Annotated in this window: 12 protein-coding genes; 2 read left to right on the forward strand and 10 right to left on the reverse strand. The window is 37.8% G+C overall.

Annotated elements, in window-relative coordinates; translation table 11 throughout:
• Positions 1-26 precede the first annotated feature (26 nt).
• Complete coding sequence (locus T323_RS0101790) at positions 27-1,070, reverse strand: aldose epimerase family protein (protein ID WP_026671760.1); 1,044 nt, start codon at positions 1,068-1,070, stop codon at positions 27-29.
• 65 nt (positions 1,071-1,135) lie between these two features.
• Positions 1,136-1,897 carry a DeoR/GlpR family DNA-binding transcription regulator gene (locus T323_RS0101795; protein WP_026671761.1) on the reverse strand — a complete coding sequence of 254 codons (762 nt, stop codon included), beginning with the start codon at positions 1,895-1,897 and terminating at the stop codon, positions 1,136-1,138.
• A 158-nt stretch (positions 1,898-2,055) separates the two neighbouring features.
• On the opposite strand from T323_RS0101795, the gene T323_RS25660 reads away from it, so the two are divergent.
• Both T323_RS25660 and T323_RS25665 read left to right on the forward strand, forming a co-directional pair.
• Complete coding sequence (locus tag T323_RS25660) at positions 2,056-3,294, forward strand: sn-glycerol-1-phosphate dehydrogenase (RefSeq protein ID WP_035177251.1); 1,239 nt, start codon at positions 2,056-2,058, stop codon at positions 3,292-3,294.
• Entirely contained in the window at positions 3,272-3,973 is a 702-nt protein-coding gene (locus T323_RS25665) for an HAD family hydrolase (RefSeq protein ID WP_051556298.1), read from the forward strand. The genes T323_RS25660 and T323_RS25665 overlap by 23 nt, the downstream gene beginning before the upstream one ends.
• A 274-nt stretch (positions 3,974-4,247) precedes the next feature.
• On the opposite strand, the gene T323_RS0101810 is transcribed toward T323_RS25665, so the two are convergent.
• The 8 genes from T323_RS0101810 to motA form a co-directional block, all read right to left on the reverse strand.
• The gene (locus tag T323_RS0101810) at positions 4,248-5,234 is read right to left on the reverse strand and encodes an ABC transporter substrate-binding protein (RefSeq protein ID WP_026671762.1); all 987 of its coding nucleotides are present in this window, start codon (positions 5,232-5,234) and stop codon (positions 4,248-4,250) included.
• Positions 5,235-5,340: 106 nt separating this feature from the next.
• Positions 5,341-6,921: a helix-turn-helix domain-containing protein gene (locus T323_RS25670; RefSeq protein WP_051556299.1), complete on the reverse strand. Its 1,581-nt coding sequence runs from the start codon at positions 6,919-6,921 to the stop codon at positions 5,341-5,343.
• Between the two features lie 16 nt (positions 6,922-6,937).
• Positions 6,938-7,516: a nitroreductase family protein gene (locus tag T323_RS0101820; protein ID WP_026671763.1), complete on the reverse strand. Its 579-nt coding sequence runs from the start codon at positions 7,514-7,516 to the stop codon at positions 6,938-6,940.
• A 10-nt stretch (positions 7,517-7,526) separates the two neighbouring features.
• On the reverse strand, positions 7,527-8,360 hold the full coding sequence (locus T323_RS0101825) for an ABC transporter ATP-binding protein (RefSeq protein WP_026671764.1): 834 nt from the start codon (positions 8,358-8,360) through the stop codon (positions 7,527-7,529).
• Between the two features lie 19 nt (positions 8,361-8,379).
• Entirely contained in the window at positions 8,380-9,390 is a 1,011-nt protein-coding gene (locus T323_RS0101830) for a FecCD family ABC transporter permease (protein WP_026671765.1), read from the reverse strand.
• A complete protein-coding gene (locus T323_RS0101835) occupies positions 9,384-10,427 on the reverse strand; it encodes a FecCD family ABC transporter permease (protein ID WP_026671766.1) in 1,044 nt (347 codons plus the stop codon). Before T323_RS0101835 ends, T323_RS0101830 begins: the two co-directional genes overlap by 7 nt.
• Before the next feature lie 335 nt (positions 10,428-10,762).
• Entirely contained in the window at positions 10,763-11,527 is a 765-nt protein-coding gene (locus T323_RS0101840; RefSeq protein WP_026671767.1) for an OmpA family protein, read from the reverse strand.
• On the reverse strand, positions 11,528-12,310 hold the full coding sequence (motA, locus tag T323_RS0101845) for a flagellar motor stator protein MotA (RefSeq protein ID WP_026671768.1): 783 nt from the start codon (positions 12,308-12,310) through the stop codon (positions 11,528-11,530). It lies immediately after the preceding gene.
• Between the last annotated feature and the right edge of the window lie 59 nt (positions 12,311-12,369).

Raw genomic sequence — 12,369 nt, forward strand, 5'->3', positions numbered from 1 at the left:
TTAGCTATTACGCCTAATGGCTCGTTTTATTTCGTATGAAACGCATACACGGTTTTGCGTTCATAAGTTTTCCCTTTTTCTAATACAATTGACGGGAGTGATGGATGATGGATCGCATCTGGTGCTCCTTGTGTTTCTAAACAAAGACCAAGATATTTTCTTGCCTGCACTCCACGAATTGTAAAGTCGTCACTTATTTGACTTCCTGTATATAACACGACAAATGGTTCATCCGTTGTCATTGTTAATACTCTACCACTCTGCTCTTCAACAAGTTGAATTTCTGCTTTTTTTGTTTTAGATAATTGAAATGGATGATCATAGCCTTTTCCAGCTAGGAGATGCTGTTCACTTTCAGAACGAACACCCGTTTCAATTTTTCTTCCTGAACGGAAATCAAATGTTGTTCCATCGACAGGTGCAATCTTTCCTGTTGGCAACAGTTCATTTGTTAATTCTAAATAATAATCGCTATCCATTGTTAACTCGTGCTGAAGGATATCCTGTTTTGCATTTCCACTTAAATTAAAATAACTATGATTCGTCAAATTGATAATTGTATCTTCGTCCGTTACTGCATGATACGAAATGATGAGTTCATTATCATTCGTTAATGAATAGGTTACCTTTACTGTTACAGTTCCAGGATACCCTTCTTCTCCAGCCGGACTTGTATATGTAAATTGTACGGTTGGGTATTGTTCATTTTCAAGCACACTTCCATCCCAAATGAGCTTATCCCATTTGCCCCCACCATGTAAATGATTGTTCCCATCATTTTTTGGTAAGTGATAGGTGTTTCCATTTAATTCGAATGCTGCTTCTTTGATTCTTCCTGCTACTCGACCAACAATCGATCCGAAATACGGTGAATGCTGTACATATTCATCAATCGAATCAAACCCTAATACAACCTCTTCGACATTTCCGTCTTTATCAGGGGTTTTAACACTTGTAATAATGCAACCATAATCAATACAAGTGACTTCCATATTGTTATTTTTCAATATATACGCTGTTACTTTTTGACCATTAAGCTGACCAAACTCTTTTTTAATAACTTGTACCATAATCTTCATCTCCTACCATAAGCGATATATACATAGTATAGTTTGTTTTTGCTTGATTACAAACATTAGTTTGTTATTATTTCGATTCCTTTGTCTTCTAATTTCATTTTAAACATCGGATCAATTTTCGAAGTTGTCACTACTACGTCTACTTCCTCTAGTTGTATAGACGTCACTAATGATTTCCTTCCATGTTTTGTATGGTCCATTAAGACAATGACTTTATCCGCGTTTTGAACCATCAATTTTTTTAATTCTGCCTCCTGTATGCTAAAGTCCGTCACTCCATGGTCCAGTGAAATGCCATGTGCAGAAATAAAAAGAAGCTCCGCATGGAGTTGTGCTAAAATCGTTTTTCCTAATAAACCTTCCATTTCAACACTATTAGGTCTCACCATCCCACCAATCACAATGACATTAATATTCGGATTACTCGCTAACAATTGAGCGGTAGCTAAACCATTCGTAATGACTGTTAAATGACTTACATGGAGAAGTAATTTAGCTAACTCATATCCTGTCGAGCTTGCGTCGATAATAATGCAATTGGCTCCTTTTAATTGAGAAAAAGCCATTTTCGCTATTTGTTGTTTCTCTTCTAATTGTTCTTCCGTCCGATTTTGAAATGAAAATGCTTCCTCATATTGTGGTGGAAGGACAGCTCCTCCGTGTGTCCGTACAAGAAATCCTTCTTTTTCTAACACTTTCAAATCATTTCTAATTGTTCCTTCAGAACTACGCAGTTCAACGGCGATTTCTTTTACGATAATTTGCTTTCTTTCTCTAAGTAGTTGAACAATCTGTTTTCTTCGATTCGGTCCTAACATCCTTTTATCTCCTACTTTTTCACTTTACTTTTCCACTTTATCACAACAACAAACAATAATAAATAACAATAAATGATAATGTTATTTTCATTTTTATTGTTATTTTCATGATAAGATAAAAGTAGTTTTTTATCCTACTCATTTTAGGAGGTTTTTATATGAGCTCATTTTCAACAAATGAATTATCTGTACAAGATTGTTCTTGTGGGCTTCCTCATTATCCTGTTCAGATGGAAGCCCTCTCGCTCTCTTATGACGCTTTTCATTTGTGTGCAGCCTTTCTTGAGGAAAAATCATTTCATCATATTTTCCTTGTTTGTGACCACAACACATATGACATTGCTGGACAAGAATTACATACATTACTTTCAAGGAATCCGACATTCAACGTGACAATATGTACGATTCAACCAAACGAACTTGGAGATGTCGCTGCTGATGCAACTTCAATGACAGACGTTTTTATTGAAGCAGACAAAAAGACAGACGTATTTCTTGCCGTTGGCTCTGGAACCATTCATGATATTACAAGGGTTATCAGTTATAAAATGGATAAACCGTTTATTTCTATTCCAACTGCCCCTTCTGTTGATGGCTTTAATTCGATGGGGGCTCCTTTAATAAAACGAGGAGAAAAGAAAACTTATCAAACTCACGGACCAATCGCTTTATTTGGACATATGTCTGTTTTGATGAATAGCCCGACTGATCTCATTTGTGCTGGATATGGTGACATGCTCGCAAAATTAACGTCTTTAGTCGATTGGAAATTCGGTCATCTTATTGCAGACGAACCATATTGTCCTACTGTAGCTACAATGACTAAAGAAGCACTTGAAGGTTGTCTTGCTAATACTAAGGAGATTGCAAACCGAACAGAAAAAGGGATTCGAACGTTAATGGAGGCTTTGCTTCAATCAGGAAGTGCAATGTTACTGTTCGGACAATCTCATCCAGCGTCTGGTGCCGAACACCATCTTTCTCATTACTGGGAAATGGAATTTATAAAACAGAATAAACGCCAAGTATTACATGGAGCAAAAGTAGCCGTGTCTACACAAATCATTTTAGACCTTTATCAAACAAGCATGCTCAAGTTTTTGAAAAACGATCTCCATTTATCTTATGGCATAAACTCTAATATTTACGAGAAACTATCAACACATAAAGAAGAAATCATCCAATTGCTAGAATCCTTGCCACCTGTGGAATCGATCCAAGAGAATTTACAACTTATCGGAAATAAAGCTACCCTTCAATCCCTTGGTATTGATGAGGCACTTCTTCAAACAAGCCTAAAAGAAGCCCATCATATTCGAAAGCGCTATACGATCCTGAAGTTTTTAAATGATATGGAAAGTGAGGAACGTTCCCTTGAACAAAGCGATTCTTTTTGATGTTGATGACACAATGTATGATCAGCAACAACCATTTGCTGATGCCCTTTTTTCAGTTGGGATGACATCTGTTCCACTATCTTTAATACAACCCCTTTATATTCGCTCACGCTATTATAGTGACTTGTTATGGGATGACTATGGAAAAGGAAGATTGACACTAGAAGAGTTGAGAATCGAACGAGTGCGACGAGCGTTTGAAGACTTTCAATTAGGAATGACAAAAGAACAAGCTCTGCTTTTTCAACAACATTATGAAAGAAACCAAGCAAATATCGAACCGTTTCCTGAACTCCGACCGCTTCTTTCTGCCCTCCAATCATTAAACTATGAAGTTGGCGTGCTCACAAATGGTCCAGGTCCACATCAATTTGCGAAAATAGAAACATTAGGAATACTTCCTTATGTAAAGCGAGAGTTCATTTTTATCTCTGATGAAGTTGGAGTCGCAAAGCCAAATAAACAAATCTTTTTACATGCAGCGCAAACATTAAAGATAGACCATGAAGACCTCGTATATGTTGGCGATAATTGGACAAATGACATTGTTCCCTCTTCTCAATTAGGCTGGAAAGCCCTTTGGTATAACCACCGTGGGCATCAAAGAGGAACAGACGACAAACCGTATGCTGAAATTAACAAACTAGACTTAGTTCTTGACGTTCTTTCAAACAACTAACAGGTCCCTACTCGTATCGGACATGTGTTCCGCTATTTTACTAGGAAGTCTCATTTTTTAAATGTTAACGGACATCTGTTCCGCTATATGCAAATATTGAGGTGTGTTCGTCGTTGGTTTGGACGAATAACCGAACCTCTGTCCGAACGAAATGTAAAAAGCCTATTCTTTCGATGATTAACGGAACTGATGTCCGTTTGACCTATCCCAAAAACACCACCGGCTAGAAAAAACAAGCTGTCGAATTCAATCTCGACAGCTTGTTTTCCATTTATTATTTAACAAACAGCTCTACAATTTCATCCATTCCGTTTGCTCTTTCAATTGGATCCCAGAATCCCCAGTTGTTTTGCAATGTGTAAACATTGTCATTTTTTACAGCGGTCAAGTTATTCCAAACTTCACTGTCCATGACAGAACTGAAATAATCCGTATCTCTAAAGTAAGAAATATCAAGCATATAATCTGGGTCAAACACCGTAAGTCCTTCTAATGAAATATTTTCACCAAATCCTTCAGGTATTCCATCGTATGGGTTTAACTTTAAGTCATCATATAACAAGTTGTTCATCGCATGGTCTGTACGTCCAAACACACGGATATCCTCTTTATTAATCGATAATGCCATAACTGTCTTTTCTCCAAGCGCTTCTTGAAGCTTTTGGCTTGCTTCCGCTGCTTTCTCATCTAACTCTTCAATTACTTTTTGGCCTTCTTCTAGTTTTCCAACTGCTTCTGTTGTTTTTAAGTGATCTTCTTTCCAGTCTCCACCAACTTCAATCATAATCGTTGGAGCAATCTTAGATAGTTCATCATACACTTGGTCAAATCGGTCACTTACAATTAACAAATCTGGTTCTAACTCAAGAAGTTTCTCTAAGTTTACTTCATTATCAAACGGAATTGGTTCTACTCCTTCAAGCTTGTCCGCTAAATGAGGCGCAAATTCATCATCAAATGTCATAGCGGCAATTGGTTTTACCCCAACTGATAACAACGAACCTTCCCATGATACGTGAGAGATAACAATCACTCGCTCAGGATTAGCTGGTACAGCCGTCTCACCCTTCATATGTTCGACTACACGCTCAGTTTCTTCTACTTCTTCCTCTGGTTGCTCTTCTGGCTCCTCTTGAGGTGTTTCTTCTGCCGCGACTGGTTCTTTTTCTTCTGTTTCACCAGTATTTGCAGAATTTGAGCACGCACTACTTACGAGGACGATACTCAATAATAACAATAGTAATACAAGAACCTTTTTCATTTATGACCCTCCACTTAAAATAATAAGACAATGAATATGATAATCATTATCATTGTCTTATTATAAAAAATAGCCTCTTTAATTACTATAGACTCTATTGTCTGAATTACATGGACACCATTGTCTCTTTGAAATAATCAACAAATTCAGAGATGCATTTATTTCTTCCAATTGGTCCCCAAGGATCCCATTCTTCACTTTTTGGCCAATATACTTGTTGTTCTTTTACAGCTTTTATTTGTTGCCAAAGCGGTTGTTTTTTTACCATGTTTACGTCTTGTTGACTACTCCATATGATTAAAATTCGGTCTGGGTTTATCATCACTAATTGTTCTAATGCGTGACTAATATAGCTCTGATGCGATAATCCATTAGCTGGTAGAAAACCAAGCTTATGATAAAACAATTCGGTTAGGGCATGGCCATCAATACCGTATAAACGGACATCACCTGCAATAATTCGAATCACTGCCCATGTTCCTTTTCTTGTTACATCTTTTAATGAATCTTTTGCTTGTTTTTCTAACGTATCCATTTTTGTCATAATTGCTTCGGCTTCATTTTCCTTGTTCACGAGCTTAGCGATTTTTGTTTGATAATCCGTCCACGAAGAAAACCAATCCAAAAATACATGGTCACTATCGGCTTGATTCCATTGTATCACTCGTTTTTGGTGGTGTTGTAAGTTCATATGGATAATCATATTCGGCTCTGTTTTTATTACATCTTCTAAAATAAGTTCTCGTTCTAGATTTAACGGTGCTGTTCCTTTTAATTGCTGATGCAAATAAGTCGGAAAACCAGAAACCGTTTGATAGTAACTAGGAAAACTCGGTGCGGCAACAGGGATAATCCCTAAAGCTAATAAATGATCCTGAAGAAACAAATGACTGACAACGGCAATACGTTTTTGATTTCTTTTTTTATAGATCGTCGGAGATACGCCTTCAATTTTTTTAAAGACACGACTAAAATAAAGCTCGTCCTGAAATCCAACACTTTGAGCAATATCTTTTAATGATGTTGACTGTTTTTCTAATCGTTCTTTTGCATGCTTTACTCTTATATTCGCTAGCAATAAACTAGGACTATAGCCTGTTCTTTTTTTTATTGAGCGACAATATGAACTCGGTGTTAAGCCTGCCATTGCAGGTAGTTCATTTACTTTAATGTCATTCATATAGTTTGCTTCCATATAATCAATTGTCACTTGAAGCGTTTTCGTCATGATATTCGCTTCTGTTTCCCCTTCACTTACGATTCTGTACATCAATTCAAAAAACAATGATTGTTCTTTAAAATAAGTAGAAGGGTACCGTATCTCCGATTGTATTTTAGTTAATTGTTCACATAAAGAAACAACCGTCGCCAAATAATTCACTTTAACAATCCTTGCTTTGCTTATTCCTTTTTCCACCTGTTCTGCTCGGGAAATCGTATCAAACTCTAGTATGTAAAGATGGAGAGTATCGACACAACTAATCTCTATCGTTTCATTTGGAGATAAAAACAAACCATCCCCTGTTTTTACCTCCAATGTTTTTGTCCCCCGTTGAACGATTCCCTTTCCACTTGAAAATAAAGCAAAACTACAATGTGCAAACTGAATTGTTTCATCTGCTAATGCGAGACAATTAAACTCTTTTATCGTTATAAATCGATAAAATAGATTTTCAAAGTCTCCCATATATCTCCCACCTTATTTAATGTTTTTCAGAATCCATAATCGTTAGTTTTTCCTCAATACTCGTTCTTTGTTTTGGTCTAGGCACTTCGTCAAAATAGCCTATATGCAATGTTCCGATGATTTTTTCACCAGGGAGTACACCAATCGCTTCGTGAAATTTCGGGTCAAAATTGTATTGATTTGTTTTCCAAACAACCCCAATCTCCTGTTCCCATGCTAATAGTTGAAAGTTTTGAATAAAGGCTGATGTTGCCGAAAAGTCTTCTTCCCACTTTTTTTGCCTTGGGTCTTGTTTCATGACAACGACAAGGTGCATAGGGATATTTGTGTAATAGTCATACATTTTACTTCCCTTTTTTTCTCGTTCTTCCGGTGAATATGTTTCTTCAATAATCGCTTTTGCAAAAGTACGAACTCCTTTATCGACGAATAGAATAACCCGCCATGGTTCTCTCATCCCATGGGTTGGTGCAAAAGCAGCTAATTGTAACAGTTGTTTCACGAGCTCAAGAGGGACTCGATCACGTTTAAATTCACGGATCGTTCTTCTTCCTTTCACAACTTCGGCTACTGGTGATAATTGTTCGATTTCCATAAGATCCTCCTTACGCATAAGCAGCGGCTAATGTCTCTTTACTATTTTCATTTGTTTTTTGCTCAATTAAATTGTATGTCAAACAAACTGGTTTTCCTGTTCTTGGGTCCTTTACAATTTCCGCATCAATCGTAAATACTTCTTTTAATACCTCTGCTGTCATTACCTCTTCTGGTGACCCTTCTTTCATTATCTTCCCTTTATTTAATGCGACCATATAGTGTGCAAACCTAGCAGCATGATTTAAATCATGTATAACCATAACAACGGTACGGTTTTGTTGTTGATTTAATCGCTCTAATAATTGAAGAACTTCAAGCTGATGTGCTAAATCTAAATATGTCGTAGGCTCATCTAATAATAATAGTTCTGTTTCTTGGGCTAACGCCATCGCAATCCATACCCGTTGTCGTTGTCCACCAGAAAGGGCTTCTATCGGTCGATCTGAAAACTCAATCATCCCTGTTTCGTGAAGCGCCCATTCAATAATATCCTTGTCTTCTTTATTCAATCGGCCAAATCCTCGCTGGTGAGGGAAACGACCATACGCGACAAGTTCAGAAACCGTTAAGCCACTAGGAGCTTCAGGTGTTTGTGGAAGGATCGCCATCTTTTGTGCAATTTCTTTTGTCGGTGTTTTATGAATGGCTTTCCCATCTAAATAAACAGCGCCTCTTTTCGGTTCTAAAATACGGGACATTGTTTTTAAAATCGTAGACTTTCCACAACCATTCGGACCAATAATCGTTGTCACTTGACCTTTTGGTATAGTTAGATTTAAGTCTTTTACAATCTCGATTTCACCGTAAGAAATTCCTAATTGCTCTGTCATTAACATTCCCATACCTCAATCTCCCTTAGCATTAATTTGTTTTCATCAGTAAATAAATAAAATACGGTGCTCCTATAGCGGAAACAACAAGCCCAACTGGAATTTCAGATGGGGCTAAAAGATTTCGCCCGATTGTATCAGCAACTAATAGTAACAAAGCCCCCATTAAAGCTGAGGCCGGAAGTAATACCTCATGTTTTGGTCCTACTAGTCTCCTTGCTAAATGTGGAGCGACTAAACCAAGAAAAGCAATTCCCCCACCTGCTGCGACACATGACCCGGCTAACGCCACACTAATAAACAATAGCTTTCTTCGTTCTTTTTCTACAGCGGCACCTAATCCAATCGCAACTGAATCTCCTAAATTTAATATATTTAAATAACGTGCTTTAAACATCGCAAATGGAATAAAAATAAGGATCCATGGCAATATCGCAAGGACAAATTTCCAGTTCGTACCCCAAATACTTCCTGATAACCATACTGTCGCTTGCATAAAATCTCTTGGGTTCATTTTTAACTGAAAGACAATTAAAGCAGCCCCAAACGCCGCATTTACTCCAATTCCAACTAAAATTAACCGGATTGGTGTCACGCCTTTTTTCCAAGCTAACACATAAATTAGAAAAGCAGCTAAACATCCACCAACTAATGCTGAAAAAGGCATCACAAAGATAGATGAAAGTCCTAGCGCCGTATGTGTACCTTGAAAGAAAAATATAAATAAAACAACCGCAAGTCCTGCACCGGCGTTAATTCCTAATATCCCTGGATCGGCTAACCCATTTTGAGATACCCCTTGTAAAATCGCACCTGAAACAGCTAACCCTGCTCCTATCAATAACGCAATGACCATACGCGGGAGACGAAACTCCATCAAAACTAGTGCATCTCTTTCTGTTCCATTACCAAACAATGTTTTTATGACATCGAATGGAGCTATTCGAATTACACCAAGATTTAAACTAATAAAAAATGTAACGACTATGAGAAGCGCAATGACAGTCATTATGAATAACGGTTTTTTTTGTTTCATTAAAATCCTCTCCCTTCTCGGCGTGCGAGATAAAGGAAAAAGGGAACACCAATCAGAGCAGTAATTGCCCCGACCGGTGTTTCAAAAGGAGGGTTCACCAACCGCGCTCCGATATCCGCTAAAACGAGTAAGAGCGCTCCTAGTAAAGCAGAGCAAGGAATGATCCACCGATAGTCGACACCGACTAAAAAACGCGTAATATGAGGAATAACTAGACCAATAAATCCTATTGTTCCGGCTATTGATACAGCTGCTCCTGTTAAAAGTAGCACAACAATCGTCCCGACAATTTTTACCACGACTGTCCGTTGTCCTAATCCTTTTGCCACATCTTCTCCTAGACTTAATACGGTAATAGAAGGTGATATAGCAAACGCTAGCAATAACCCGATAACGGCAACAGGAATGATAATATGAATGCTAAACCATTGAGTTCCCACTACCCCACCTGCATACCAAAAACTAATATCTTGCGCGACATGAAAATGGATCGCAATGGCTGTTGAAAAAGATGTAAGCATCGCCGCAACAGCAGTTCCAGCTAACGCCATTTTCACAGGGGTTAAGCCCCCTTTTGAAAACATCCCAATTAGAAAAACAAGGGAGGCACCTATTCCAGCTCCAGCAAAAGACCAAATCATTAAACCAACAGATGAGGTACTTGGGTAAAAAGCAAATGCAATCGCAATCATAAAAGCGGAACCTGCTGTAATTCCCATAATGGATGGTTCTGCTAATGGATTTCTCGTCATCCCTTGCATAATTGCACCAGACACTGCTAAAAATGCACCTACAAAAGCAGCAGCAAGAGCACGGGGAATTCTGAGTTCTTGTATAATTTGATGGGACATTAATTCGGGATTGAAATGAAAAATACCGTCCCACACAGTTTTTAAATCGATATCTGCTGCTCCTAAAGAAATTGAAGTCGCAATTCCAAATAAAAGCGCCACACATCCTACAACTAAGATCAAGGATGCGACTAGAGGACGAGATTTTAATTTTCTTTCACGCAACTGTTCTTTTTGTTTATATTTCGTCATTCAACGTTCAATCCTTTTGTTGTAATAGAAGAAAAGTGCGGAGCGGCTTTTCGTTTCAAGCGAAGTGCGGAGCCCTGCCGCTTTTGACAGTGAACTCCAAGTGCTCTTCTTGGGGTGAAACGCGCAGGTGCGCAGCCTTCGCTCTTCTAGAATAAGCTTTCAAAGCCTCACTGCTATACCAAAATTTATATACTATCTTACCTTCAAAAACTGATAATGATTATCATTTGTAATTATACCGAGTTGATTACTCTCGGTCAATTGATTTTATCCAAAATAAAACAAACAAAAAGTTTCTGCTATGAATGGCGACCATAGCAGAAACCTACTCGTTTTTATTCCTCTGTTTTTGGTAATACAAGCACTTCGACACGACGGTTTTTCTCTCTACCTTCTGGAGTATCATTTGTAGCAATAGGTTGATACTCTCCATATCCAGCTATACTTAATTGCTTCGGTTTAATGTTGTCATTTTCTAGAAAGATATTCATCACATTTAAAGCACGAACAGCACTTAAATCCCAATTTGATTGAAACGAAGCATTATTAATTGGGACGTTATCCGTATGCCCTGATATACGAATATGCAACGGTGGGTCTTGTGCTAAAATATCAGCTAACGAAACCACCACTTTTTTCGCCGTCGGTTTTAAAACGGCTACACCTGGAGCAAACATAATTTCATCATGAATGATAATCATTAATCCATCCGGTGTGATTTCTGTTGAAAGCTGCTCATTTAAATTTTCTTCGTTAATATAGGAATCGAGTCTTTCTTTCAGCAACTCTAAGTCATCCCAAACTGTAGCTGTATTTTGGACTTCTTGTTCTTGTTCTTCTTCAGTCTGTTGCTCTGGAGCTGTCCCCTCACCGCCACCAAGGCCTTCTTCAAAGTCACCTAAACCTTCCATACTCCCTGTTCCACCTAGTGCATCTGACAAAACGACTTTTATTTCCTCATATTTTTGAGCATCTACTTGGCTAATCGCAAACAAAATAACAAAAAGAGCTAATAATAACGTCAACATGTCAGCGTAAGGGATAAGCCATGACTCATCTACATGTTCCTCATCATGTCCTTTCTTATGTTTGGAAGCCATCTATGCTTCACTTCCTTGCAATAATTTTTCTTGTGCACCTTCTTCTAAATACATGCTTAACGTTTCTTCGATTTGTCTTGGTGACACTCCATCAATAATTAAAATTGCTCCTTCAATAATCAAATACTTTTCAAATGCCTCACGTTTTGATTTTTGCTTTAACTTATTTGCAAATGGATGCCAAAGCACGTAACCACAAAAGATCCCAAACAATGTCGCCACGAATGCCGCTGCAATCGCATGTCCTAATGCTTCCGTATCGTCCATATTCCCTAGGGCAGCAATTAACCCTAATACCGCTCCTAGTACCCCCAATGTCGGTGCATATGTCCCTGCTTGTGTAAAAATTTGTGCTCCTGAACTATGACGTTGCCGCATCGACTCAATTTTCTCACTTAACGCATTGCGGATAAAATCAGGGTCCATCCCATCAGAAATCATGCGAATCGCTTGTTTCATAAACGAATTTTCAATTTCTTTCACTTTTGATTCAAGTGCTAGCATTCCTTCTTGACGGGAAACCGTTCCTAACTCAACTAATTGTTGAATTAAGTCTTGTGGTGTTGCTTGCTTTTTTTCAGTAAATAATATTTTAAATAGTTTAGGTACTTTTTTTATTTCAGACATTGGAAAAGCAATTAATAAAGAAGCTACAGTTCCAACACCAATAATCATAATGGCTGCTGGATTCACTAACACCATTAAACTAGTTCCTTTAAAAACCATTCCTAATACGATTGCTAATACCCCTAATATAATTCCGATAATTGACGATTTATCCATGACTGTTCTCCTTCTCTCCTTCTACACTATAAAACTTCATCATTTAGTTTCTATTTAAA

Origin of the sequence: Alkalihalobacillus bogoriensis ATCC BAA-922 (assembly GCF_000621445.1) — a bacterium.
In the GTDB taxonomy this organism is placed as follows: Bacteria; Bacillota; Bacilli; order Bacillales; family Bacillaceae_F; genus Bacillus_AO; species Bacillus_AO bogoriense.

Bases quoted from the DNA above. Each gene is read 5' to 3' on its own strand.
- T323_RS0101795 (WP_026671761.1), bottom strand. From the start codon at position 1,897: ATGTTAGGACCGAATCGAAGAAAACAGATTGTTCAACTACTTAGAGAA.
- T323_RS0101840 (WP_026671767.1), bottom strand. From the start codon at position 11,527: ATGGCTTCCAAACATAAGAAAGGACATGATGAGGAACATGTAGATGAG.
- T323_RS25660 (WP_035177251.1), top strand. From the start codon at position 2,056: ATGAGCTCATTTTCAACAAATGAATTATCTGTACAAGATTGTTCTTGT.
- T323_RS25670 (WP_051556299.1), bottom strand. From the start codon at position 6,921: ATGGGAGACTTTGAAAATCTATTTTATCGATTTATAACGATAAAAGAG.
- T323_RS0101810 (WP_026671762.1), bottom strand. From the start codon at position 5,234: ATGAAAAAGGTTCTTGTATTACTATTGTTATTATTGAGTATCGTCCTC.
- T323_RS0101820 (WP_026671763.1), bottom strand. From the start codon at position 7,516: ATGGAAATCGAACAATTATCACCAGTAGCCGAAGTTGTGAAAGGAAGA.
- motA (WP_026671768.1), bottom strand. From the start codon at position 12,310: ATGGATAAATCGTCAATTATCGGAATTATATTAGGGGTATTAGCAATC.
- T323_RS0101825 (WP_026671764.1), bottom strand. From the start codon at position 8,360: ATGGGAATGTTAATGACAGAGCAATTAGGAATTTCTTACGGTGAAATC.
- T323_RS0101835 (WP_026671766.1), bottom strand. From the start codon at position 10,427: ATGACGAAATATAAACAAAAAGAACAGTTGCGTGAAAGAAAATTAAAA.
- T323_RS0101790 (WP_026671760.1), bottom strand. From the start codon at position 1,070: ATGGTACAAGTTATTAAAAAAGAGTTTGGTCAGCTTAATGGTCAAAAA.